Source organism: Shewanella sp. KX20019 (genome assembly GCF_016757755.1).
Classification (GTDB): Bacteria; Pseudomonadota; Gammaproteobacteria; order Enterobacterales; family Shewanellaceae; genus Shewanella.
The window spans coordinates 887,651-913,865 of the sequence record NZ_CP068437.1 but is presented as its reverse complement, the minus strand read 5'-3'; the positions used below and the strand labels follow the sequence as shown (position 1 = coordinate 913,865).

The following is a 26,215-nucleotide window of genomic DNA, read 5'->3' as shown; positions in this document are numbered from 1 at the left end:
TAAATAAACAGCTAATTTATAAACGCTTTTAACTATTCCCCAAAATACACCTGCTGGAAAACGAGAATAGAGGATTAACTTGCCTCATATATCCTGCAAACCGTGCAAGTACACTTTTTAGACATTTGAATTTACTCTGTTTTTTATTTGTACTCAATAGCAAGTCGAGAACTTATAACGCACAATCTTGAGGAAATTTGTGGAAATCAGTAAGTTTCAGGCTAAGGTGGTTCCAATTGCCTGCGGCAGGCGTATGTGCAGACGCTGCTGAGGCACGCAGCAAGTTCGTCCCTGAATGCTCTACGATGGCGTCCATGCCATCGAAGGCCTCTGCCGCATAGACACTGGGTATGAAAATCACAACAGTTCACCATTTGAGTTTTCAATTTAAAAGCACAAAAGTCACCACTCTGCATAGCCAGCAGAACACGCCATTCTTCCCCGTTGGAAATTTTGCTGTTTAAATTTCGCCGGGGCGCTGAGGGTTTGACTCTTATAAAATCAAGAGCGGGTACAAGCGCTTTGCCCCTTGGCTCGGGTGTGGGCGAAGCACCACGACGTTCTCGGCCGTAAGGCCGCATAAGCTGCAGCCACAACAAACACTACCTAACGCACACTAACAAACCCATCAAGCCTCCCTAGCGCACACCTTTGACAACCTTTGTGAACCCGCCAACAATTTCAGCAAAAACTTAAGCTGCAACTTTCAGTCTAAAAAAGATGCGAGGGTATACTCAAATTCATCAAATTTCGCCGAGTCCACACTCAGAGCGCACAACTGCAATGAACGACATATTAGTGTCGAAGAATAACTGTAGCAAGCTGTGACGTCCTATAACTAAAAGGCCCTTGCGATGAAACAAATACGTATTGATGGCAAAACCCTCATTGCCAATCAACAAGAGACCCTACTCGATGCAGCGTTAAATGCTGATATCGCGATCCCCAATTTGTGCAAAAGCCCTGCAAGCTCGTTGGTGATCGACACTAAGCAGCACTGTAACCTCTGCCATGTTGAGCTTAAAAGTACCGATGGAGAACTCCGTTCGGTTCGCGCCTGTGAAACCAAAGTGGCTGATATTGACTCGCAAAATATTGAAGTGATCACTCAATCAGCCGCACTGAGTAAACAACGTAAAGCCGCCTTACACACTATTTTGTCGGATCACTTTGCCGATTGTGAAGCTCCGTGCCAAACCGCCTGCCCCGCTGGCGTCGATGTACAGTCTTACCTGTATCACATAGCGCAAGGTGACCATAGCGAAGCGGTCAAGGTGATTAAGCAAACGCTACCTCTACCTTTATCCATTGGGCGTGTCTGCCCGGCATTTTGCGAAACAGAATGTCGACGCGGCCTAGTAGATGAACCGGTTGCTATTCGACAACTAAAACGCCACGCAGCCGATCTCGATCTTGAAGGTGATACCCCTTATGTGCCGCCTAAATTGCCAGCGACTCACAAAAAAGTCGCCATCATTGGTAGCGGCCCCGCGGGAATATCGGCAGGCTATTATCTGTCTAATAATGGCCATGATGTCACGATATTTGAGTCCATGCCGCAAGCAGGTGGCTGGCTAAGATACGGTATTCCTGAATATCGCTTACCTAAGGCTATTCTCGATAAAGAGATTGATCTGTTATGCAAAAATGGGCTGGATATTCAGACTAATGTTCGCCTTGGCAGAGATATCCATTTAAACGGGCTATTATCCGGTTTCGATGCCGTCTGCCTCGCCATTGGTGCGCAAAAAGCGGTGCCGATGAACTACCCAGGTATCACACTCGATGGCTGTTACCTGGGCGTTGACTACCTTAAAGATTACTGCACTGCACAGACTTACCGAACAGGCAACAAAGTCGCCGTCATTGGCGGCGGTAACACAGCCATCGATTGCGCTCGCACCGCAAAGCGAGATGGCGCTGATGTCACCTTAATCTATCGTCGTACTCGCGCTGAAATGCCTGCTGAACCGTACGAGATCCATGAAGCTGAACAGGAAGGAATTAAGTTCCATTTCCTCACTAACCCGATTGAAAACCACAGTGATGAAACTGGCCGCATCAACCAGGTTACCTTCGAGGTAATGGCACTCGGTGATGCAGATGCCTCAGGGCGTCGTTCGCCAAAGCCGACCGGCGAAACCTTTATCGAAGCCTTTGATACTGTGATCCCGGCTGTATCACAAACACCTGATATGGAATTTTTAGATCACCCTGACAGTCAACTAGCGACAGGTGCTGTCGCACTGACTCGCTGGAATACCTTTGAAGGTTGTGAACATACAATGTCTGCCGGGCATTCAGCTGGGCTTGATAAGCTATTTGTCATCGGTGATTCTCGAACCGGTCCAGCAACTGCGGTTGCCGCCGTGGCCGATGGCAGAAAAGCCGCCGACGCCATTGAAAAGCTGCTAACACAAGGATTGACCTGCGAGCTTGAAAAGCAGCCATTCAATGCAACTAAGGCAGAAAAAACCAACCAACTGACAACGCTTGGCGGCAATGCGCTCTACCCTGATACCCAGCGACAACTACGCAGTAAAATGCCTGAACTGGCAAAACTGCAACGCGCGCTTAACTTCAGCGAAGTGGAACTGGGCTTTGCTCCAGATGAAGCCATGAAAGAGGCTGCCCGCTGCCTAGAATGTGCCTGTCAGGCCAACACTGACTGTAAGCTGAGAGATTACGCCACCGAGTACAAGGTCAAGGCTGCAGAACTCGATACCAGCAAAGCGCAACATTTTAACGTCGACACCAGTGCGCCTTTTATCACGTTTGATGCCAACCGCTGCATTAGCTGTGGCAGCTGTGTCGAAACCTGCCAAGGTGCCAGCGGCCACAACGCGATCAGCTTTGAAAAAGATCATTATCAAGTGCTGCCATCTTCAAATAAAGCCGCTCAGCGTAATGCTCCAAGAGTGGGCTTTAGCGCCAGCATGAATGACAGCGATTGCGTCCAATGTGGTAACTGTGTGCAAGTTTGTCCAACCGGTGCACTAGTCGACTCACGCGATAAGACGCAAGGATTGACTACAGAACAGAAAGCACCATTGGAAACAGTCTCAACCATTTGTACTTATTGTGGTATTGGTTGCCGCGTTGAGATGCATGTCGATAAACAAAAGAATCAAATTCGCCACATTAGCGGTGATATAAATTCGCCTGTCAACGCAGGAATGCTCTGTGTTAAGGGCCGTTTTGGTTTTGACTTTGTTAGCAGTGACAAGCGCCTAACCACACCGCTTATTCGTAAGAATGGTGTGTTAACCCCTGCCAGCTGGCAGGAGGCCATTAGCCTAATTGGCAAGCAATTTAGCACGATAAAAGCAGAGCATGGCGCCAAGTCTATCGCGGGCCTGTCATCGGCTAAAGCCACTAACGAAGATAACTACCTATTCCAAAAACTGTTCCGCAGCGTTATCGGTAACAATAATGTCGATCACTGCGCTCGCCTTTGTCATGCATCAACCGTTACAGCACTGCGCGAAAGCCTTGGCAGCGGCGCAATGACTAATGATATCCCCAGTATTAAACATTCCGATCTGATCTTTATCATTGGATCTGACACTGAAAGTGCTCACCCCATTATCGCTTCACATATAAAGTTAGCGATAAAAGATCATGCAGCTCGCCTAATTGTTGCCGATCCGAAAAAAGTCTCTATCGCCGATAAAGCGCAGCTTTATGTGGCGCAAAGGCCCGGCACCGATGTGATGCTGCTAAATGCAATCATGCAGCAGATCATCAAGAATGATTGGCATGATTTGGATTATATTCAACGACGGGTAGAAGGCTTTAGCCAACTGTTCGATGAAGTGATGAGCGACGACTATAGCCCCGAAAATACTGCCATTATCACTGGAGTAAGCGCAGACGATATCGTTGAGCTTGCTCGCCTGATTGGCACAGCTAAAAAAACTGCCATCTATTACGCTATGGGGATCACGCAGCACACCTCTGGCCATGACAATGTTACTGCGATCTCTAACTTACAGTTACTGTGCGGCAATATCGGTATCAAAGGTGCTGGCATCAACCCGCTGCGTGGCCAAAGTAATGTTCAAGGGGCATGCGACATGGGCGCACTGCCAAACTACTTTACTGGCTACCAAAAGCTGGATGACCCGTTAATCCAGCAGCGCTTTAGAAAAGCTTGGGGCAAAGATGACTTGCCATCTGAAAGAGGAGTATCGGCCACCGAGATGATGCACGCTCTGGCTCATGGCTCACTCAAAGCGTTATATGTCATGGGTGAAAACCCAGTATTAAGTGATCCTGACCAAAAGCATGTGCTTGCAGGCTTAAAGGCCGCCGAGTTTATGGTGGTACAAGATATCTTCTTGACCGAAACGGCCGAGCTTGCCGATGTGGTATTACCTGCTGCGGCATTTGCTGAAAAACAGGGCCACTTTACCAATACCGAGCGCCGAGTTCAGCAGTTACTGCCCGCGGTAACGCCACCGGGTCAAGCCAAGAACGATTGGCAGATAATCCAGCTTATTGCCCAGCAGATGGGCGACGATTGGCACTATCAAACTGAGCGACAGATCTGGCATGAGATCACCGAAGTAACGCCGCAGTATCGTGGTATTACTTGGAATGTAATCGACAGTGAAACCGCCAATGGCCGTCAAGGGCTGCAGTGGCCCTGCCCGGCAGAAGGCCACCCTGGAACACCAATATTGCATAGTCAGCAGTTTACCCATGGCAGAGGCAAGATGCGCCCAGTGCAATATCGACTGCCCGCTGAAATGCCCTGCGATGACTACCCGTTAATGCTGTCTACTGGGCGCCTGCTGGAGCAGTTCCATACCGGAACACTCACCCGTAAAACAGCAGGGCTTAATGAGCTTGCCACACCACGGGTGATGATCTCGGTATTTGACGCTGAAGAACTGCAGATCAACAATGGCGATAAGCTTAAACTTTCGACTCGACGTGGTGAAATTGAGATTGATGCCTTTGTGACAAAACGTGCACAAGCTGGGGTCATCTTCTTGCCGTTTCACTTTGCGGAGGCCGCTGCAAATAAGCTGACTAACAATGCCTTAGACCCTGTTGCCAAAATCCCTGAATTTAAGGTGTGTGCGGTAAAGGTTGAAAAGGTAGCCGTTACTGAGTCAGCCTAATGCTTTAACAATTGCAGTTCAAAAGTAAAGACTGAGGTCGCTTTAACTTCTAAAATTAGTCATTTACAGAGACTAAAAAGCCGCAGATAAACTCTGCGGCTTTTTGTTAACGCCTACGGCATTAAGCTATAACAGCTGAAATCACCGCGCCAGAGATAGCAAAACCAGCCACTAAAATAAACACATTCGGTTTAAATACTTTAAACAGACCAAAGCCTAATACCACTAACGCCATATCAAGCGGTGTCAGCACTGCACTGCTGAATATTGGGTTATAGAGCGCTGCCAACAAAAACCCGACCACACAGGCATTAACGCCCGCTATTGCGCCCGTGACCTTAGGTCGACTACTAATCCCATGCCAGCTTTTAAGCGCCACTAGCATCAGTAAAAAGCCAGGTAGAAAGATTGCTACTGTCGCCACTAATGCGCCGACTAACGGTTGTGACACCCAAATTTCGGCACCTAAAAATGCCGCTAAGGCAAACATAGGCCCAGGTACAGCCTGTGCCAATGCGTAACCCGTTAAAAACTGATCGTTATTAATGGCATCACCAATACTCGATTGCAGCAACGGCAATACCACATGCCCGCCACCAAACACCATGCTACCCACTTGGTAGAACTGGCTGAATAACTCGGTTAGATTATTGATCCCCGCTTGTTTAGACAAGCCTATCGCCACTAAAGAAGCGATGAGCAAACCGGCAAAAATACTCAACCAAAAAAAGTTCAGTTGCACCGGCTCTTGGGCTGACGGATGAGTATCAGTGCTATCGGTTGCCGCTAGGTAATAGCGGCCAATAATGGCAGCGATGACGAGTAACGCAAATTGAATAATCATTGCAGGCTGCAGTAAAATAACCACACAGCTAAATACCATCAGTAACTTGGCTTGTTTTCGTTGGCAAAATTGCTTAAACATAATCAAGATGGCATCAGCGACAACCACAACGGCTAACAACTTAAGGCCGTGGATCACGCCCTGGGTGATGGAATAGTCCAGCCATTGACTACTGGTGACGGCTAGCAAGAAAAGTAGGATAAACGACGGCAGCGTGAAGCCTAAAAAGGCGGCGATCCCCCCTAATAAACCACCACGATGATAACCAATAGCGAAGCCGACCTGACTCGAACCTGGACCTGGCATAAACTGACTCAGCGCAACAAGACTGGCGTAATGTTTATCATCAAGCCATTGCAACTCCTGCACAAATGTCTGTCTGAAATAACCGATATGAGCAGCAGGACCGCCAAACGACACTAAACCAAGAGAAAAAAATCGAATAAAGATTTGCAGCATGGTCAACTTCCTAAATGCCAATGATAAATCAGCCACAGAATATGACACAAAGATGACAGTTTAATGAAGCGCTAATTATCAGTTCAAATCTAGTCTAGCTGTAAATGGTTGAAATCTGCCAGCGCATTACGACTGCCGATATGCGATTCAACCCAGTTAAGCACTTCTACTGCTGTTGTTCGGTAAGTCGTTAGTTTGCCACCATAGAGAGTAAGTAGATGCGGATGGGATAGACTGGTTTGTTGCAAAGTGTCTCGTGGTCTATCGAACGCATTACCTTGTTGTTTAGGCAATACCCGTACGCCACAAAAGGTATCGATAATGCGAGATTTCAAACTGTCACTATCACCCATTGATGGAAAATAGTGACTATAAATGCCCAGCAGATAATCCACTTCAGATGCTGTTGGAGTCGGACGACCGTCAATCTCATCAAGCACCACTTCGGTGGTACCAATCAATGTTTTGCCATTCCAAGGCATTACAAATATCACCCGTTTATCGAAACAAGATTCAAGATACAAAATACCATCGTTTGCCGCAATATCCAGTAACAGATGACTCCCTTGAACCCACTCAATAGGTACGGGCGACACGGCTGGCGTGACACAATCGAGTACATCATTAACCCACGGGCCAGCTGCATTTACTACCGCAAGCGCTTCAACTTCATGCTGTAGCCCTTGGCTTTCATAACGCACAACACAGTGACTTTTCAGGTGTTCTATTTGGGTGCATTTAGCATGTTCGAGAATAGTTGCGCCCAAGCTACGGCCATTTCTCACCACTGCTTCAGTGAGCAGTTTATCGTCGGTTTGCGCATCCCAGTATTGATAAAGTGCTTTAAGGCCGCCAAGTTTAAGCCCCTTTATCTTCGCCCAATGGATAGCTGGAATGGATTTAAACTGGCCTAAAGAGTCAAAATTACTTAACATCGAATACAAGCTTAGCCCGGCCCTTATTGCGATAGAGTTTCTGCGGCTATCTTCATAAACGGGAATGTAAAACGGGATGGGATTGACTAAAGAGGGCGCGAGCCTTAACAATGCTCGGCGCTCAGCAAGGGACTGCCGCACTAGCGCCAATTGGCCAGTCTCAAGATAACGTAAGCCACCATGGATCAGTTTACTGGAGTTAGCAGAGGTTTGGCCAGCAATCACGCCCTTTTCCAATAGCATAACACTGTAGCCCGCTGCAGCCGCACACTGGGCAATACCAGCACCATTAATGCCACCACCAACAATCACTAGATCAACTGCTGACATTTCACCTCCATATGTCTATTCGTCTATTCGTCTATTCGTCTATTCGTCTATTCGTCTATTCGTCTATTCGTCTATTCGTCTATTCGTCTATTCGTCTATTCGTCTATTCGTCTATTCGTCTATTCGTCTATCATTGAGTATTATCTGAATTGCTTTCAGTAACAACCATTAACATCATTACCGTTTGCATTAATCACGATAACCCCACTACCCTTTGGTATTAGTAAGCTCGGTGTATACCTCATCACAAAGTGATTTTAACTGTATCAGCTTTTCCGCCGAGGTTCTTAACTGGCACATCATCTGCTCAGGCACCTTTTCAGCTTCCAGTTTTAGCGTTCTAGCTGCAGCAGTGACGTGCAGCACCCGCACTCTTTCGTCCGTTTCACTGCGCCCTCTAATTACCAATCCTTTTGCTTGCAAGCGCTTCAGCAGCGGCGTTAGCGTACCAGAATCTAGATGCAGGGCATTGCCTAACTCCTTGACACTAATTCCGTCACTTTTCCATAAGACCATCATGGCTAAATATTGCGGGTAGGTTAGATCTAACTGTTCCAATAAAGGTCGATAAGCCCTCACCATCGCGTTGGTCGCACTATATAGCGAAAAACATACTTGGTTATCAAGACATAGTGGATCGCGCATTTGCTCATTTGACATCAATCTAGCTCACTTTAAAACTTAATTGCGCACAATATACTTGCGTTAAACATAAAGATCGATATAAACTTGCCCGCAATTAGATTGCGCGCAATATATATACCAAAGGAATTACATGAAAACAATTTATCAAACCACTGCAAACGCAACCGCTGGACGTAACGGTGTGGTGACAACAGAAGATGGCTTACTCAATGTAAACCTCAGCTACCCGAAAGAGATGGGGGGAGCAGGCACTGCCACTAACCCTGAACAGCTTTTTGCCGCAGGTTATGCAGCTTGTTTCTCTAATGCCATATTGCACGTGGCACGCGAGCAAAAGATTGCCATTACTGCAGCACCTGTGAGCGCCACCATAGGGATCGGTGCTAATGAGTCTGGCGGGTTTGCGCTTACAGCAGCGTTAGCCATTGAACTCGATCTCGAACAAGAGTCAGCGATGGAGCTTGTTCGTATCGCCCACCAAGTTTGCCCCTACTCGAACGCTATCCGTAATAATATTGATGTTCAGTTAACAGTAAACAACCAAGCATTAAAATAATTCAACTGACTTAAATACAGTCAATAAATTGTCATAAAATGAGACGACTACCCAAGCAAGCCAGTATTGCTGGGCGTTCATTTTATGACACTCTTTTAAAAAAATGCTCGTAATAATTTAGACCCAACTAAACAACAGAATACCGTTGCAATCAATGCCGCAATAGCATAAATTCCCCGCACAAAAATCAAGTGTAAATGCTGCTCAAGCTGATTTTTAAAGACTTATATTTTACAAAGGAATGCTAAAAATGAAGTTTATAGTCATAATCGGCTTTATTACTCTAATTTTAACCACGACTAATGTGATGGCGAAATGCGCTAATAAAACCCATATTACCGATATCCCCTACGCGAAAAACAGCTCTTACTTCAGCAACAAGTACAGCACACGGCTTGACGACATCGTGACTCACTATCAGTCACAATCGGGTTACCTGCTATTAGAGTTTAAAGTGAATAAAGTGCAACGCAGTGAAGATGTCAGGCATTACAACAAGTGGCTGGCGAGCCGAAGAGTGGAGCGAATTAGAAACTACTTCAATCAAGCCAGCTATTCAGCGCCGATTATCAGCCGTATTTTAACTGCCAGTAATGAAACAGATCGCTCCGTTGCCGTTCACTGGTGTGATACACAAACCGATGAATTGCACCTTCGCCTCGCCAAAATCAGTGAAGCTGTGCCCGCAGCCCATTAGACAAAGAAATAAAATAGGCCTTTAATGCAGGATAAGCCAGCCTCTAGTTAGCGAGATAAATTGTTGCGACGGGTAGCGATCGCAATATAATCTACTTTCCAAGTTGGAGTGTAATTAAAGGCCCTTACTAGCCAGGTCGAGCTCAGACATTAAGCCATGTCAACCTAACTGCAACACATGCCCAACACTTACCCACCTTGTCGCTAGCCTCTAATTAACGACAATCTAAACTAACTGATTATAAAATCAGTGAAAAGTTTAAATTTAATCCTGAAAATCAGTCGTTGTTCCCAAAAGTGATTTATTCGAGAATCCACCCGCATATTTGACACATTAATTTATCAATCAGTCGCCATTTCAGTAAAGTATCTATTACTAATCTCAATAATCACGCTTCATTTGCTCGTTTGGAGTTCCGATGGCCAAATATATTTTAATCTTAGTTACAGTGCTATTCTCGAGTTTTTCACTACCAAGCTTTGCCACATCGCTAACCGAACAACCCACCGTTTGGCATTACACTAATGATGCTGGAGAGCTAAAAGTTAAGCTCTATTTCTTTTGGTCACAAACTTGTCCACACTGTAAAGAAGCGCATCCGTTTATTGATAGCTTGCCTGAACGTTATCCGTGGGTAGAGCTTGAAGCACATATGATTTCAGATCCAGAAACCATGGCTATTTGGCAAAGTATTGCCAAACAAACTGCTACAGAAGCGCGCTCTGTGCCCTACTTCGCCAGTGGTGAAAAAGCAGTTATGGGCTACAGCAGCCAAGCTGTGACGGGTGAGTTTTTAGTTAAACGCTTAACATCCTATTACACCTCACTTGGCGGTAAGCTTGCTGCAGAACAAGACAACCAATATACCGTAGATACACCTGCTAGCTCTGGAGCTTTCTTTGAGACCTGTAGCGAATCAGCCACTGCGGGAACCTGCGATTTGGATCTTGATAGCGCCACCGACATTAGCGCTGCAGATGTACAGCCTGTTGAACTGCCACTAATCGGCGTGGTTCACCCAGAGCAGATGTCACTGCCGCTATTAACGGTAGTTCTCGCAGGCGTTGATGCATTTAATCCATGTGCCTTCTTCGTATTGCTGTTCCTGCTATCTATTATGGTCAATGCAAAGAGCCGCACCCGAATGCTGATTGTCGGTGGCATTTTTGTGTTCTTTTCTGGCTTTATCTATTTTATCTTCATGAGCGCATGGCTCAATATCTTCCAACTACTCGGGGCTGGCAGCGACGGCGGCTGGATTATTCTCGGTGCCGGTATGCTCGCCCTCGTTGCGGGAGCCGTCAATATAAAGGACTACTTCTTTACCAAGGGGGAAGTCACACTATCGATGTCGGCCGAGAATAGAACCGGCCTCATCAAGCGTATGGGTAAACTCACCAGCGCCAGCAGCATGACCGCAATGATTGCAGGCACCGTAGTACTGTCGATTTTGGCTAATGCCTATGAGTTACTCTGTACCGCTGGCTTCCCAATGATCTATACCAGTGTGCTCTCTATGCACGATCTACCGACAATGGAGCGCTATATGTACCTTGCGTTTTACAACATTGTCTACGTGATCCCACTTGCCATTATTGTGATCGCTTTCAGTGTCTCGTTAGGTAAGCGCAAGCTCACTGAGAAAGAGGGTCAGACCTTAAAATTGATGTCAGGCATTATGATGGTGGGTCTAGGGGGAATGTTGGCCATTGACCCTACCGCGTTACAAAATGTGGTATTGGCGATAGGGCTCATCTTAAGCTCGATTGTTATCACCTTTATCATCACTTTTACCCGCAAAGTGATTGAGAAGAGAAACAGAGCAAACGCAATTAAGTAGGGCTCAAACTTCGCTGACACGGCGTTACATACTGTAACAAGAAAACACTTAAGCAATAGTATGTAGCGCCGATAGATAGGTAGTCTAAATAAAAGCGAGTCCACTATGAGTATTTCATTATCAACCCCAAACCTTGAGCCTAATATGAGTCATGGCAACGTTGGCTTAAAAGTTGCGCAAATGTCTAAAGAGCAGCAAAAAATTGAGGGTGATATTGCGCTTAAACTGATTGAATCTGCTTTACCTGAAGCGGCACCAGCCCCAGTCGGAAATGCAGGCCACATAATAAGTACTAAAGCCTAGTAGTATTTAACTGTACTAACTACAGAGCAATAGACTTTAGCCCTGCGTTTTATCGCTACAGAAAGTATTTCTGCCGGCTGCTTTGGCGCGATACAACATGCGATCAGCCTTTTGAACAATACTGTCTTTGCTCATCCCCTCCTCCCACTGAGCAATACCTTGAGATAACGTCAGCCATTCAGATACATCAGAACAAGGGTGAGCTAGCTGAGCCTCTTCTAGCAAGTTTTTTACCTTCTCTGCCACACGAATTGCACCTATAAGATCAGTATTGGGCAATGCAATAACAAACTCCTCCCCTCCATAGCGTGCAACGAGATCTCGAGGGCGATTAACCGCCGAGCTAACAATTTCAGCAACTTTAATTAAATGCTCGTCACCCGCTTGGTGACCTAAGGTGTCATTGAGACGCTTAAAGAAATCAATATCAAGCAAGATAATCGCTAATGCATGGTTATTGCGTTCCGATGCACGGATCTCTTGGGTTAAAATTTCATCAAAGTGACGACGATTACTGATATTCGTCAGACCATCGATTAGCGCCAGGCGCTTAAACTGTTTGACTAACTTTTGCTTTTCAAAATCACGAATAACCGCCTTAATAAACCATCCAGAAATGATCTTTTGTCCCGACATGATAATAGCCAGCAAACAGGCAAATTTAGTCAATGGGTATACTGGTGAGTCTGGAAACTCATGCCATCGATAGAAACAAGAAAACAATAGAAAAGGTAAGATCCCCAGTAACATCACCTTACGATTGGGGAACAGTGCAAACACAAATACCAATGCCAGAATGTCGCCAAGAGACTCTAAACCCGGCATGGGTTCACCGGATAGTTGCACTAAGCCGTAGAGTAAATAACACCACCCTAGGACTAATAATATTAGGAAAGCATAGCTTTGCTGACTGGTTACTTCATCCAACGCCAGCAATTTTATAGCAAGGAACCCCACGACCACCAATAACGTCACCGGGGCTAATTCAGGCAGAATATCTTTGATGTCGTGAATGCTATAGGAAAAATAGTAAGTATTTAGTACCACCACAACCACTAGAAATAGCGTCATATACATCGCCCAAAAAATGCCTCGTTGCAGCAGGTTCTGAGTTTCTATTTTAAGCTGATGTTTATATTGACGGCTATTCAGGGCGACTCTCCACAAAATGGGCTACTCACACCATCAATGTTAGTCGAAAATCCCAATAAAAAAAGCCAGCAGATACTGGCTTTCATACTTGTTTTATCAGCGATTATGCCGCGATGGAATCACCGACGTCATGCCTAATGAGATAATCAAATGCCCCTAATGATGCAGTGGCTCCACTGCCCATCGCAATAATAATCTGCTTATAAGCTGAGTTAGTCACATCACCCGCTGCAAACACTCCTGCTGTTGATGTTTCACCTTTGCCGTCTACAATAATTTCGCCGCGCGCAGTCATATCGATAGTATCTTTAAGCCATTCAGAGTTTGGCACCAAGCCGATTTGAACAAATATGCCTGCAAGCTCGACATGGTGCGACTCTCCAGTCGCTCTATCAGTGTAATTGAGGCCGTTCACTCTCTTGCCATCGCCAGTCACTTCAGTGGTCATCGCCTGAGTGATGATTTCGATATTAGCCATCGAGTTAGCTTTACGCTGCAATACCTCATCGGCGCGCAGTGTTTTATCAAACTCAAGTACGGTGACATGCTCAACAATGTTAGCTAAATCAATCGCAGCTTCGATACCTGAATTACCACCACCAATGACTGCCACACGTTTACCTTTAAACAGTGGACCATCACAATGAGGGCAATAAGCAACACCGCTACCACGGTACTCTTGCTCACCCGGTACGTTCATTTCACGCCAGCGAGCTCCCGTTGCCAGCAGTATGGTTTTACTGCGCAGCACTGCACCGCTTTCAAGTGTTAACTCAAATAGCTCACCAGATTTTAGGCTTAATGCACGTTGGTTATCCATAATATCGACATCATATTCATGCACGTGAGCTTCAAGATTGGCCACCAGCTTTGGACCCTCAGTGGCTTTTACTGAGATAAAGTTTTCGATGCCAACGGTTTCGGCAACTTGACCGCCAAATTTATCGGCCACTATCCCTGTACGTAACCCTTTACGAGCGGCATAAATGGCAGCGGAGGCACCAGCGGGGCCACCGCCAACTACGAGCACTTCAAATGGCTCTTTTTCATTAAGCTGTTCAGCTTTTCTACCCGCAGCATTCACATCGAGTTTGTTAATAATTTCAACAGTACTGATCGCGCCCATTGAGAACTGTTCGCCATTTAAGTACACCGAAGGCACGGCCATCACATTGCGCTCGTTTACTTCGTCTTGGAATAACGAACCATCAATCATCACATTAGTAATGTTGGGGTTAATTGCCGCCATCATATTCAGCGCTTGCACCACCTCTGGACAGGTCTGGCAGCTAAGTGACACGTAAGTTTCGAAGCGATACTCACCGGGTAACTGGCGAATTTGATCTATTACATCTTGATCAAGCTTAACTGGGTGACCGCCACTGTGAAGCAACGCCAATACTAAGGAGGTAAACTCATGCCCCATTGGCAAGCCCGCGAAAGTAATTGTGCTGGCAAGCTGTGGATTAATGACTGACATTGACGGAGTACGCTCGCCCATTTTCTCAACCACAGATATGAGGGGTGACAGGCTATTAATATCTGCAGCAAGTGATTTAAGCTCTTGCGCCTTGGCACTATCATCCGCAGACACAACAAGCTCAACTGGGTGTTTGAGGTTCTGCAGGTAGGTATTCAGTTGATTCTTTACGTTTGCATCTAACATGATGATTCCTATTTCTTGAAAGCGTTACACATCGACAAAATGATCTGTATTGCGGCAGAGTCATTTCACGCGGAAAAATAAATAATGGCTGTTGAAAATAAAAATGAAACGATGTTGATATGGAAGTAAAAAACTGGTCAGCCCAAGCTGCAGGGGGAACCCAAGCTGACCAATTTACATAATAACTACTGATGATTCTCTAGAAAACGGCTTGAGTCTCGGCACTCATAACTTATGCTGCAAGCTAGTGCTGCTATCTAGAGTTTTTCCTTAACCTAGTAACTTAGATTTTACCGACTAGGTCAATTGATGGTGCAAGTGTTGCTTCACCTGGCTGCCATGCTGCAGGGCAAACTTCACCGTCGTGAGTGGCAACATACTGAGCAGCTTGAATCTTACGAACTAGCTCAGATGCGCTACGACCAATACCTAGGTCATGTACTTCGGCAACTTTAATTTCGCCTTCAGGATTGATAACGAAAGTACCACGTAGTGCTAGACCGTCTTCTTCAATCATCACACCGAAATTGCGAGTAATAGCGCCAGTTGGGTCACCAATCATTGGGTACTGGATTTTGTTGATAGTGTCAGAGCTTGCATGCCATGCCTTATGAGTGAAGTGTGTATCAGTAGATACTGAGTACACTTCAACGCCCATAGATTGTAGCTTCTCGTAGTGGTCAGCCATGTCGCCTAATTCAGTTGGGCAAACAAAAGTGAAATCAGCTGGGTAGAAGAAAACAACTGACCACTTACCTAGAAGGTCTTGCTCAGACACTGGGTGGAAATCACCTTTGTGGAAAGCTGTTGCTGAAAATGGCTTGATAGTTGAGTTAATAATGGATTGAGTCATGTAAAGCTCCGGTCTAATAATTTAAAAATAAATGGGAAATTTCTATTTAATTCAACAAACTGAGACGAGTGATGATGAGTCCCTAAAAGCCAGTTCGTTTTCGATGTGAGAATAATAGAACAGTACAAAAAAATAAGATAACGGATAAAAGCTATTATCTTAATCTGTTTTTCCGAATGAAGATTCCGAGTGATAGTTGCAAACGATAAAGCTATGCTATGGTCAGCATCACTCCGATAAGAGGGCGAGATGAGTAACAAACATTGGGTCAACGAATTCAGTGGCATTAGCCACTTCAGTAACTGCAAAGGTAGATAACGACGCTTAGTCGTTCTACAGCAGCTCTATGAAAACAAGGAAGATGGCGTAGATGATCGTTAAATATATTAACTGTCAAGTGAAGCCCAATTTGAGATCAGCCTTTAGTGAGGGGCAGCATCGTTGGCGGCGTACGGCGCAATCGGCTGGCTTTATCGCTCAGACGGGCGGGTGGCAAGGTAACCAAGCGAGGATCTTAGCGTTATGGGACGCAAAATCGGCGGTTGATTCTTTTATGCGGTTAGCCCACGACGCTATTGCTGAGGATGCTAATCAACAGGGTAGCTATAGCCGTCTTGAAGTAGGTTACTGGCAGCACGTTTTAGATATTCTGGGCCAGCAAAACGCCTCTAGCTCACAGATCACAGACAGTACCGTGAGAGCGGCCAAGTTGATGGCTGATGCACAGTTTATCCGTACAGCGCAGTGCAGCGTTTCAGCAGAAATGGTCGATGGTTTTATCGAAGAGCAGCGAAATTTATGGAACCCAGCCATGGTAACGGTAACCGGTATGTTAGGCGGGCTGTTATTACGTTCAAGCACTAGTGACAACCAATTCTTAGTCATCACTTTTTGGTTATCAGAAGCTAGTCACCAGCACTATGCTAGGCACGTTTCCGGCGGTATTAAGGCTCTCGCTAAGGTCATGCCAGTAGCTGAAGAGATCCAAGGTGGCCAAATTAACATTGTTCCACAATGGCGTATAACAGCTGCCTTATTACAGTGATGCCAAAATGGATAAAATTAGACTTGTTAAAAGCCATACAAAGCCCGCATGCGTCTAACTGCTACTCGTATACTGACCTTCTCATTGTTAATGAGAAAATACTTATCTTTGGCAACTTCAGCTATTGATTGATACCACTGCCCTTCAAAATAAATAGATGCCACACCCGTTTCAAGATTAAGCTTAAAGTCCGCTTGGCCATCCATGCCATAGTCTTCAACCTCCAGCAGACGTTTTCCGTTACGATCCAGAGCAGAATACATCAGCAAATCAAATACACCATCACCATCTTTATCGACAAAGCTAGCATAGGGCTCACCTGTTCCCTTTTGAAAAACCCCGACTCCAGATTCTTTACTGCCCCCGCCGTCTAAGCTTACTCCCACAGACGGCATATCGGGGTGGGAGGTTTGAACCATCATTGTTGTTTTGTCCGTTTTCTTAAAATGGCCATCAAGCTGATTGACCAGCATAGATTCAACACGAACTCCATTAAGTATGGCGACTTCGACGCCATTGATAGCGCCTTCAGACTCAATGATTTTTACCAGTTTATTAACCAACTCAGTACTTCATCAGCATCAGCAACCGATGAAGTACTGAGTAGCAACGCTAACAATGTAAGACCGATATACTTCATCATTCTCATTCAAAATTCCTTTTCAATAGTAACACCACAGCGGTACTCGCAGCTCAATGGCTACCGCAAGGTAGCATCGCTAAACCTTTGTCGTAAATTGAATTCTTTTGTCGTTCGACGCCTTAATAAAAGGATGACCAAGAGCCACTACTTTCTTAATACAGAAGTGACCGCCAAATTTGTGAGGTTAGCTTCACGCAGAAGTGGTTCTAACAGCCAACGCCAATTGCAGCTCAAAAACATACCCGCTAAGGCGTAATACACAAGCTAGGCGCGTTATGCTTCATGGAAGTATCCTGTCTTACTCTTGATTCAAATAGAGAAAAAAGGGCCGAGGGGCGGCCCAATATGCTTATGGGAGATGATGAAATTGAGGGTTAAATTTTGAACTTGTAATAGATGTAAAAGCGCGTGTCAGTCAGATCGTCTCCAGTGCTGTAATTAACAATGGCGTGACGGGCTCGTAAGCTTAGACCTTCTACATATTCATTTAGATCGTAGCGAACAGAGATGTCTGTTTCGTCGATATCTAGGCTAGAGTCGCCATCAATTTGATAGCTAGCCCAGTTTAAATAGGCACTGACGCCATTGAGTGCTGAGCTTGGTGCAAAGCGATACGCTAACTGAGCACCATATGCATCTTCATTGGCACGAGATGACTGAACCACTTGCTGAATAATAACTTTATTATCACCAAATGGAGCCACTATATCGCCATCGCCAGTTTTAACGTACTTCACCGTGGCATCAAAACCGCTCCACTTCATACCAAGATGAAAACCCGCTTGATAAGTATCAAATTGAGCTGCAGTCTGACTTAGCTTACCGCTAGAATCCTGCTTCAAATAAGACGGTTTGAAGTACCAATTAGTGCTGCCTAATGCTCCACTCATATCGAGTTTAAAATAGGTTTGGTTGTAAACATCCTCCATGGTGTAGTGCCAAAGGCTGGCTTTAGTTTTAACCTGTTCAAACGGTAGCGTATAGTCAAATCCTAAGGCCAACATAGGGTTGTCTTCAACGTCGACGATGACGCCCTTGCGAGCAAATTCGCCTTTTATACCATCGGCAACACTCGCAAACTCTTCATTGGTCCAACCCATGTAATCTGTTATATACAACGCAGACACAGCGAGGTTATCGATTGAAGTGTTTTTAATGCTAGCACCGCGATAGGTGAATGGTATTGCGCGCAATGGGAATGGATTCATCATTGGGGTGCGTAACTCTTGCGCACCAACCGTGATTTTTGTGTCATACCAATTGCCACTAACAAAGTACTCTTGTAGGCGGTTAACTGCGGTACGCTCATTTTTAGAACCAGGAGTTCCACCGCCGACTAGGCCGTAAATGCCGTCATCGTTGTCCCAAATAGGATTGGCAGAGGCAAAGGATCCACCAAAGCTAACGCCATTCGCTTCGCCTGAGCGCAGGTAAAAAAGTCCACCAAAAGAGGTATCGCGCCTATCAGTGCTTTCGCCATCGAAGTCACGCTGGAAATCAAAAAGTTGTAGTTGACCTTTGAAAGTAGCGTCATTAAACAAATTTTCGATTGGGTCTGCTGCAAAAGCTGGACTAGCAGCCAAACAAGCAACCACGACTGGCAGTAATTTTGTGTTCATCTATATCATCCTTGCTTTAAATATTGATTTTTATCGGGATAATCAAGTCTCAAGTCTATTGTTCTCGATTAAGGTGTAACGAAATCAAATCGAAGGTGGCAGCCACTGCAGTAGTTTTCAGACTCTTTGTGTTGGTGGTGACAGTAACTACAGTTAGTTTCAGTATCGAAGTGACGGTTTTTATGAGGGTTCGTTGGCTCAAAATCTGCCGTTGTTTCAGCAAGCGCTTGTGTGTCATGGCACTCTAAGCATTTAGTAATACGCACTTGTTCTTTTTTGTTTTTGCTATGGCAATCGTTACACACAAGCCCAGCAGCTTTGTGAGTCACCTCTAGCAACTGACTATCAGCAGCGATGGCGCCACTTGCAAAGAAACCTAATGCAAGAGCAAGCACTATGTTGTGGAGTGTTAATTTTTTCATTTTTTTATTCCATAATTTCGTTTGGAAGGCAGCCCAAATAACAGGTAGCCACAGTCGGTGATGCTAAGGCGCTATAGCTTGGCGACGTACTTACCGGCCAAGTAACCAAAGGTGTAGCAACGACCCAGTGATAAACCGAAAACAGTCAATGGGTAATCAACGCCACCGTAGAAGCCCCCCCCTAAATTACCGATGACAAATAGACCACCAATCTTGCTACCGTCAGCATCGAGTGCTTGGTGGTTCTTATCGACTAACATTCCAGAGCAAAGGGTTGAAATACGCATGCGGCGGTGAATGCCATAGAAAGGTGCTTTGACGATTGGCAGCATCTTTGATGAAGGTTTACCAAAATCGTCGTCTTTACCTGTTTCACATAACTCGTTGTAACGCTTAATATTCGCAACGAATGTTTTAGGATCGCATTCGAGCTTGACTGCAAGCTCTTCCAAGGTATTGGCGGAGTAGGTATTGGTTTGAGATGCATATACACCCTTTTTCTCTGCTGGGTCTTCAGGCATGTACTTTTTCATCTCTTCAGGCGAATATAATTTGCCCGGCCAGTCAGCAGCTTGTTCCATGTAGTTTGAGTCAAAGACTTGCGAGTAGTTACCTGCGTTTTCTTCATCACGTAAGTAATTATTCATCAATGACATTGCAACAGTTTCATTGACGAAACGATTGCCTTTGCGGTTAACAGCAAGAAAAGGCATGTCGCACATAGAGGCTGGACCAGCATCAAAGTCATGCAACATTTTAGTGTGACCAATGGGCTCGATAACTCCACCAGCCCAATAAGCCATCGAGAAACCGTCACCAGTACGATCCATCTGTTTGCGTTCGAAGTTCTTCAAATCTGGGATAAAGAAGTTACACATAGCTTCGTTGTTCTGATAATCACCAGCAGATAAAATGACACCTTTTTTAGCCATAAACTTATGGTAAGAACCATCACGATTTTGCGCGATGACACCAATAACTTTGCCGCTAGCATCTTGAATAAGTTGGTTGGCGGGGGTGTTAAAGAAGAACTTAACGCCCGCTTTTACAGCCGTTTTGGCAAGGTCACGCATGCCGTCACCCGCGGTATAAGGCTTGGGCCCAAAGTAGGAAGTCACAAAATTCAGTTTATGCTCTGTTACACCGTGAATACCGTGTTGAACTTTAGTTCCTTGGTCCTGTACTTGAGCGCCACCTTTTTTAGCACGGTCGATAACCCAAGAAATAGCTTCCCCAGAGTTATAAGCCCACTCTCTAATGAGCTCAGGACTACAGCGGTGAGCACTGTCGCCCATTAAGCGAGATACCATGGCTTCCACTGCAGCCTTATCGCAATTAGCTAAATCAAGACCAGAGCCAGTATTTCCCTGAGATACAACAATCGACTGCTTTTGCAGCACAGCGACTTTGGCACCGTTTTCTGCAGCAGATAGTGCAGCAGGAACACCAGAGGCACCCGCCCCCACTACTACGACATCAAAAGTTTGAGTCGAAGAAATTTGGCTGTCAGCAATGAGTTTAGGCTTCGGCATAAAGTCGAGCGTTGCCCCACCATCAGCACTTTTAGCCATGTTTGCAGTGTCAGCAGCGGTTGCAGCTTCGGCTGCACCACCTGTTAACCCAGTAAATGCCACAGCACCTGTCCCCATTGCTGCGCGGGTTAGAAAGCTTCGACGGGAAATACCGTTTTGCAGAACGTTAGCTGTGTACTGATCGATCTCTTTGGCTTTACGTGAATTTTCTTTTGTCATTTTATATTCCTTTTACTCTTGCGGTTTACGCTGGATGCAACATCGTTTGCAGCGACACAGGATCTGGCCATAAGCGTAAGAGCTTCTCTGTTCTACTTACTTCAGAAATTAGATTCGCAGTAGCATGCGAGTTTGAGAAAGTCGCTGCTTAATAGCACTGCACTGGCTAAATATGCGTCAAACCTTTCACGATTTAAATGTATGACATATAACATATGACAAAAAGGTTTATATGTTACATATTTGCAGTAGCTCTCAATAAAAAGTTATTTTGTGACCTGATAAGTGACAAGATTGTAATGCGCTAATTTTCTAATTTTATAATGTTCTAATATTCACAAACTTGGATGAAAATGATCTGTTTTGAACAAAATCATCAACCAAAACATCAGCTTTGTTAGTCGCGTTTAGGTCTTTTTTGAAGGGGGCTACTTTGTGCTATGGCGGCTGTGATATAATTTTGTGTGTCTCTAACTTACAGGATCTGTCTTGAATAACTTCCAACCAATCAAGAAGGTAAAGGCTTCCGATGAAGTTTCTAAGCAACTTCGACATGCTATTTTTGAAGGGCGTTATTTCGCCGGAGACAAGCTGCCGTCTGAGCGAGAACTGATCGAGACGTTTATGGTAAGTCGAACCGTTGTTCGTGAAGCGATAAAGGCATTAGAGGCCCGTGGACTTGTAGAGATCAAACAGGGTGCAACAGGTGGCGCTTTCGTAAAAGAGTTGACCTTTGAAAGGCTGAGCAATGATTGTAAGGACTTGTTTTTTTTGGGTAACATGTCTTTTGATGAAATTTGTCAAGCCCGCTTATCAATAGAGCCTATTGTCGCTGGCCTAGCGGCAAAACATTGCACTCCAAAGCAGGCAAAACTATTAATAGAAGCTAACGATAATGAGAGCAGTACCTTGGAGTATCCCGAAACTGTCATGCTCAGAAGTCGAGTGCACTATCTACTTGCAGATATGTGTAATAACCGTTTTTTGACCGCAATAGATAAGTCCTTAATTCAGTTAGTGGGGAGTATTGCGAGCCAGTTTCAGCCAGACACGGACAAAATACATCCACCCGGGATGCATAATGCTATTATTGATGCAGTGATAACAGGCGATGAAGCGGGTGCTGAAACAGCGATGAGAGAACATCTGCTAGAGTTTCTATTATTGCTCGAGGGTATCGAAAACGACTACAGACAAACTAAGTCAAACCCTTGATTATGGCTGCCTCACCGTAGCAAATTGACCGAATGTTATCAGGCAGTTCATTGGAGTTGTAAAATTAATGGGTGCATCTCAGCTAGATCTAAATTTATTATTTGTTTTAAAGCGCCTACTAGAAGAAAAGCATGTCTCCAACACTGCTCTATCACTGAATATGAGCCAGTCATCCGTAAGCCGAACTCTGCATAAAATGAGAGCATTTTTTGATGATGAATTACTCGTTCGAACCAACTATGGCTACGAGCTAACTCCAAAGGCTGAAACGGTTAAGCAAGATATTTCAGCTGTGATTAATAGCGTCGAGAAACTTGTTCATAAGCAAACTTTTGATCCTAAAAGCGTTAATAGTACCGTGAGTTTTTACGGGCTGCAGCCACAGATTAATAGCTTAATGCCTAATGTTATTGAGCTAATCCGCAAGCGAGCACCCAATATGGTTGTCAGTCTTGATAGCACCCCAAAACGCCACTTTCAGGCACTCATTGACGGCGATGTGCACTTTGCACTTTCATCCCATCGGCCATCTAGCGCCGAACAAAACATCCATAGCATGTTAATCGCTAAACGTAACTTTAGTTTGTTAATGAGTAAAAATCACCCATTGGCCAATCAAGATATTAGCGCTGAAAAATTGCGTGAATACCAGTTTGGCCAAATATCACTACAGGGCGAAAAAACACTATCGCTGGAGTATAAATATAAAGAGTTGGGTTTAGCCGATAAAAAGCGTCAGCTATCTGTACCCATACAGCTGAGTAACTTTGGTGCGGCGCCAAATATTGCAGCACAAACCGATATTATCTTTCATGTGCCCACACCTTTTGCTACCGATGCCTGTAATGACAGTCGATTGATAACCCGCGATGTACCGCCAGAATTAAAGCTACATTTTATACATGTCTATCTATACTGGCATAAACGTTTTCATGACGATCCGGCCTGTGCTTGGATACGGTCTTTATTCAAAGAACTGTATGCAGACAAAGACATTTATGCATAAACTACCAGCTCACTATCCAGTTTGTGGATAGTCATATTCAGCTCTAGTAATACAAAATAACTTGTAAAACAATCATCAAACACGCCTAATGAGAATTATTATCAATCCCACTCTCATTAAGTTGCGCCATGTCACATTTTTGCTATTTCCCGCTGCATACTAAGCGAAAGTTCTTTATCTCTATCAGTCTGATGCTGCCACTGTCGGCAATAGCATCAGCAGAAACCCCTTCTGACATAGATACTGGCGTACAACAAATAATGGAACGCATGGTTGTTACTGCATCGGGGCACGAACAAAGTATCAATGACGCTCCAGCATCCATTAGTGTGATTGACCGTCAAGAGATTGAGAACCGCGCCTATAAAGACCTCACTGACGCACTTAAAGATATTCCGGGAGTCACTGTTACGGGCGGTGGTGCAAGACAAGATATTTCAGTCAGGGGCATGCCTGCAGAGTACACCGCATTGCTTGTTGACGGTAAAAAACAATCAGGCCGTGAAACACAGCCAAGTGGCAGTGGCGGATTTGAGCAAGATTGGTTACCACCTTTAGAAGCCATTGAACGTATTGAAGTGATCCGCGGACCTATGTCAACGCTGTATGGTTCAGATGCCATGGGCGGAGTGATCAACATCATCACTAAGAAGGATTACCAGCAATGGCAGGGTAACCTACGCGTTGAAGCCACCGTACAAGAAAACCAAGATTCAGGTAATTATTACCAAGGTCAACTCTATGTTGCAGGCCCAATCATCCCAGGGCTATTAAGTGCCTCACTCTCCAGTCTTTATCAAGATCGAGTTGAAGACGATATCGAGCGTGGCTACGGCGAGAAACAGCTCAAGAACTATCGTGGTTCAGTGCACTTATCGGCTTCTGAACAAGATCAATTTAGCTTTGATTTTACCAAACAAGAGCAAACTCGTATTTCCACTTCTGGAAAATCATTACCTGAAAGCAGTAAATCAACTCAAACCGATAATAATCGTAACTCTATGTCATTAACCCACCGCGGGGATTATGACTGGGGCACGGCAACTTCGTATCTTCAAAGTGAATCAGTTGAAAATGTCGGTCGTGCAATCACCACAGACAATGTCACCTTCAACACCCAATGGAGCCTGCCATTAGATGCACATCTGCTATCGGTGGGAGCCACATTAGAATCAGAAGATTTACAAGATAATCAAGAAACAATCGAGAACAAACAATGGTCTGTTTTTGCAGAAGATGAATGGTGGCTAACCGACAACTTTACCCTCACCATGGGTCTACGCTTTGACAATAACGAGCAGTTTGACACCCATTTAAGCCCACGTGTTTACGGAGTGTGGACAGTCAACGATAACTGGACCCTTAAAACAGGAATATCGACTGGCTACCGTGCCCCTGATCTAAGGGATATGTCACAAGATTGGGTGCAAGAAAGTCGTGGCGGCGATATTTATGGTAACCCTGATTTAAAACCTGAAATCTCAGTCAACACTGAAATGGGTATTTACTATTTAAGCGACAATGACCTATCCAGCAGCTTGACTGTTTTCCATAACGACTTCTCGGATAAGATCAATTTAGTAAATTGTCCCATGTCTGTCTGTGGTGCAGAGGATACCCGTCACAACGTTAATATCGATGATGCCATCACTTATGGTGCCGAATTTACTTTAGCTAAAAGCCTCACTGATGACATCTCTTTCAACGCCTCATATGCCTATACCTATTCTGAGCAAAAAACGGGAGATAATCAGGGATTACCTTTAACGCAGATCCCGCTTCATCTGTTTACGGCTAACAGCAATTGGGCCATCGATGATGATACTAATGTTTGGCTCAGAGCCAGTTATAGAGGTAAAGAGAGCCAGGCCAGCACCCTGAGTTCTAGAGCAGTACAAGCTCCATCAGCCACCTATGTTGATCTAGGTGGAAACTGGCAAGCCACCACAAATATCAAACTCATGTTTGGTATTTATAACCTACTCGACAAGCAAGTAACCTACGAAGAGTACGGCTATGTTGAAGATGGCCGCCGTTACTGGATTGCTGCAGAAACTAAATTTTAATTATTGAGGTTTACATGAAAAGTTACCTAATGGGGATACTCTACTGCTTGGCCTTACCCGTAACTGCGGAAACATTAACGGCAAAAGATTATGCAGAAAAGGGAATGCAACACGCCGGTGTATTTCCAGGCTTAGTACGTATTTGTGACATCGAAACACCGCTGCGTAATGCGGCAATACGTACCAGACCTGCAGCATCAGAGAAGAAACCAAAGAGAAAGCGCACCCGTTCTGCGCCAGTAGCGCCAACACAGGTTTTTGACAACTTGTATTTTGTTGGTACTGGCGGTGTCTCGAGCTGGGTACTTAAGACTGATAAAGGCCTCATTCTGATTGATGCGCTCAACAATAACAGTGAAGCAGAAAAGTACATTGAGCAAGGCCTTATCGAGCTTGGCTTAGATCCTAATGATTTAAAGTACCTCATCATTACCCATGGTCATGGCGACCACTATGGTGGGCAAGAATTTTTAGTGAAAAAGTACCAGCCTAGGTTAGTCATGAGTCACATAGAGTGGACTCGGCTAGAGCAGCCGGAGCTCGATTTTTCCAGCCCCCGCTGGGGGAAAAGACCAACTCGCGATATCACGATTAAGGACGGTGAGCCCCTAGAACTCGGCGATACTAAGGTAAGCGTACATGTCACTCCAGGTCATACGCCGGGCACTATCTCGCTCATCTTTCCAGTGTTTGATAATGGCCAGCAACACATGGTCAGCCTGTGGGGTGGAACTGGGCTAAACTACGGCTCTGATAGAGAGAGAATTCTAACCTACAGCCAAACGGCAGAACGTTTTAAAGGGATAGCGGAGACAGCAGGTGTTGATATTTTTCTGTCTAATCACCCTTCTATTGACGGCTCAAGAGAACGTTTTCCAGCTATGCTTACACGTAAAAAAAGTGAACCTCATCCGTTTGTTATTGGCAAGCAACAAGCACTGAAAGCCTTTGATATGCTAAATAAATGCACTTATGCGCAGGTATTACGAATCGACGAGAGCGCTAGAGATTAGTACATCAGTATCACGGTCTCACTTCT

21 protein-coding genes are annotated in these 26,215 nt (G+C 45.1%); 10 read left to right on the top strand and 11 right to left on the bottom strand.

The genetic code is table 11. The annotated features are described in order from the left end of the window. Positions 1–172: 172 nt before the first annotated feature. Complete coding sequence (locus JK628_RS03950) at positions 173–361, bottom strand: hypothetical protein (RefSeq protein WP_202287976.1); 189 nt, start codon at positions 359–361, stop codon at positions 173–175. Positions 362–854: 493 nt separating this feature from the next. Between JK628_RS03950 and fdhF the strand changes: the two genes are divergently transcribed. Next, positions 855–5,129 (top strand): formate dehydrogenase subunit alpha, encoded by a 4,275-nt coding sequence (fdhF, locus tag JK628_RS03945; protein WP_202287975.1) that lies wholly within the window; start codon positions 855–857, stop codon positions 5,127–5,129. A gap of 121 nt (positions 5,130–5,250) precedes the next feature. Here fdhF and chrA read toward each other — a convergent pair whose 3' ends face one another. From chrA to JK628_RS03930, 3 genes are all read right to left on the bottom strand, one after another. Then, positions 5,251–6,432 (bottom strand): chromate efflux transporter, encoded by a 1,182-nt coding sequence (chrA, locus tag JK628_RS03940; protein WP_202287974.1) that lies wholly within the window; start codon positions 6,430–6,432, stop codon positions 5,251–5,253. An 89-nt stretch (positions 6,433–6,521) separates the two neighbouring features. Continuing rightward, positions 6,522–7,697, bottom strand: a complete 1,176-nt coding sequence (locus tag JK628_RS03935) for a glycerol-3-phosphate dehydrogenase/oxidase (RefSeq protein ID WP_202287973.1) — start codon at positions 7,695–7,697, stop codon at positions 6,522–6,524. 207 nt (positions 7,698–7,904) lie between these two features. Continuing rightward, positions 7,905–8,357 carry a MarR family winged helix-turn-helix transcriptional regulator gene (locus JK628_RS03930; protein ID WP_202287972.1) on the bottom strand — a complete coding sequence of 151 codons (453 nt, stop codon included), beginning with the start codon at positions 8,355–8,357 and terminating at the stop codon, positions 7,905–7,907. Positions 8,358–8,472: 115 nt separating this feature from the next. Between JK628_RS03930 and JK628_RS03925 the strand changes: the two genes are divergently transcribed. The 4 genes from JK628_RS03925 (at position 8,473) to JK628_RS03910 (ending at position 11,738) form a co-directional block, all read left to right on the top strand. After that, positions 8,473–8,898: an organic hydroperoxide resistance protein gene (locus JK628_RS03925; RefSeq protein WP_202287971.1), complete on the top strand. Its 426-nt coding sequence runs from the start codon at positions 8,473–8,475 to the stop codon at positions 8,896–8,898. A 250-nt stretch (positions 8,899–9,148) separates the two neighbouring features. Then, a complete protein-coding gene (locus tag JK628_RS03920) occupies positions 9,149–9,595 on the top strand; it encodes a hypothetical protein (RefSeq protein WP_202287970.1) in 447 nt (148 codons plus the stop codon). Between the two features lie 418 nt (positions 9,596–10,013). Continuing rightward, positions 10,014–11,435 (top strand): thioredoxin family protein, encoded by a 1,422-nt coding sequence (locus JK628_RS03915; protein ID WP_202287969.1) that lies wholly within the window; start codon positions 10,014–10,016, stop codon positions 11,433–11,435. A gap of 105 nt (positions 11,436–11,540) precedes the next feature. Next, a complete protein-coding gene (locus JK628_RS03910; RefSeq protein WP_202287968.1) occupies positions 11,541–11,738 on the top strand; it encodes a cytoplasmic protein in 198 nt (65 codons plus the stop codon). 36 nt (positions 11,739–11,774) lie between these two features. On the opposite strand, the gene JK628_RS03905 is transcribed toward JK628_RS03910, so the two are convergent. The 3 genes from JK628_RS03905 to ahpC form a co-directional block, all read right to left on the bottom strand. After that, positions 11,775–12,905: a GGDEF domain-containing protein gene (locus tag JK628_RS03905; protein ID WP_237524134.1), complete on the bottom strand. Its 1,131-nt coding sequence runs from the start codon at positions 12,903–12,905 to the stop codon at positions 11,775–11,777. Positions 12,906–12,993: 88 nt separating this feature from the next. Next, entirely contained in the window at positions 12,994–14,556 is a 1,563-nt protein-coding gene (gene ahpF / locus JK628_RS03900) for an alkyl hydroperoxide reductase subunit F (RefSeq protein WP_202287967.1), read from the bottom strand. 283 nt (positions 14,557–14,839) lie between these two features. After that, positions 14,840–15,409, bottom strand: a complete 570-nt coding sequence (ahpC, locus tag JK628_RS03895) for an alkyl hydroperoxide reductase subunit C (protein WP_202287966.1) — start codon at positions 15,407–15,409, stop codon at positions 14,840–14,842. Between the two features lie 370 nt (positions 15,410–15,779). Between ahpC and JK628_RS03890 the strand changes: the two genes are divergently transcribed. Beyond that, the gene (locus JK628_RS03890; RefSeq protein ID WP_202287965.1) at positions 15,780–16,454 is read left to right on the top strand and encodes a DUF4937 domain-containing protein; all 675 of its coding nucleotides are present in this window, start codon (positions 15,780–15,782) and stop codon (positions 16,452–16,454) included. Positions 16,455–16,480: 26 nt separating this feature from the next. Here the strand turns inward: JK628_RS03890 and JK628_RS03885 are convergent, their stop codons facing one another. From JK628_RS03885 to JK628_RS03870, 4 genes are all read right to left on the bottom strand, one after another. Continuing rightward, positions 16,481–17,017: a hypothetical protein gene (locus tag JK628_RS03885; RefSeq protein ID WP_202287964.1), complete on the bottom strand. Its 537-nt coding sequence runs from the start codon at positions 17,015–17,017 to the stop codon at positions 16,481–16,483. 454 nt (positions 17,018–17,471) lie between these two features. After that, positions 17,472–18,716 (bottom strand): OprD family outer membrane porin, encoded by a 1,245-nt coding sequence (locus JK628_RS03880; protein ID WP_202287963.1) that lies wholly within the window; start codon positions 18,714–18,716, stop codon positions 17,472–17,474. 68 nt (positions 18,717–18,784) lie between these two features. Further along, the gene (locus JK628_RS03875; protein ID WP_202287962.1) at positions 18,785–19,138 is read right to left on the bottom strand and encodes a cytochrome c3 family protein; all 354 of its coding nucleotides are present in this window, start codon (positions 19,136–19,138) and stop codon (positions 18,785–18,787) included. A 71-nt stretch (positions 19,139–19,209) separates the two neighbouring features. After that, a complete protein-coding gene (locus JK628_RS03870; protein ID WP_202287961.1) occupies positions 19,210–20,889 on the bottom strand; it encodes an FAD-dependent oxidoreductase in 1,680 nt (559 codons plus the stop codon). Positions 20,890–21,378: 489 nt separating this feature from the next. On the opposite strand from JK628_RS03870, the gene JK628_RS03865 reads away from it, so the two are divergent. From JK628_RS03865 to JK628_RS03850, 4 genes are all read left to right on the top strand, one after another. Beyond that, the gene (locus JK628_RS03865) at positions 21,379–22,104 is read left to right on the top strand and encodes a FadR/GntR family transcriptional regulator (RefSeq protein WP_202287960.1); all 726 of its coding nucleotides are present in this window, start codon (positions 21,379–21,381) and stop codon (positions 22,102–22,104) included. Between the two features lie 67 nt (positions 22,105–22,171). Then, a complete protein-coding gene (locus JK628_RS03860; RefSeq protein ID WP_202287959.1) occupies positions 22,172–23,110 on the top strand; it encodes a LysR family transcriptional regulator in 939 nt (312 codons plus the stop codon). Between the two features lie 128 nt (positions 23,111–23,238). Further along, a complete protein-coding gene (locus JK628_RS03855; RefSeq protein WP_237524133.1) occupies positions 23,239–25,176 on the top strand; it encodes a TonB-dependent receptor domain-containing protein in 1,938 nt (645 codons plus the stop codon). 14 nt (positions 25,177–25,190) lie between these two features. Next, positions 25,191–26,189: an MBL fold metallo-hydrolase gene (locus JK628_RS03850; protein ID WP_202287958.1), complete on the top strand. Its 999-nt coding sequence runs from the start codon at positions 25,191–25,193 to the stop codon at positions 26,187–26,189. Positions 26,190–26,215 lie beyond the last annotated feature (26 nt).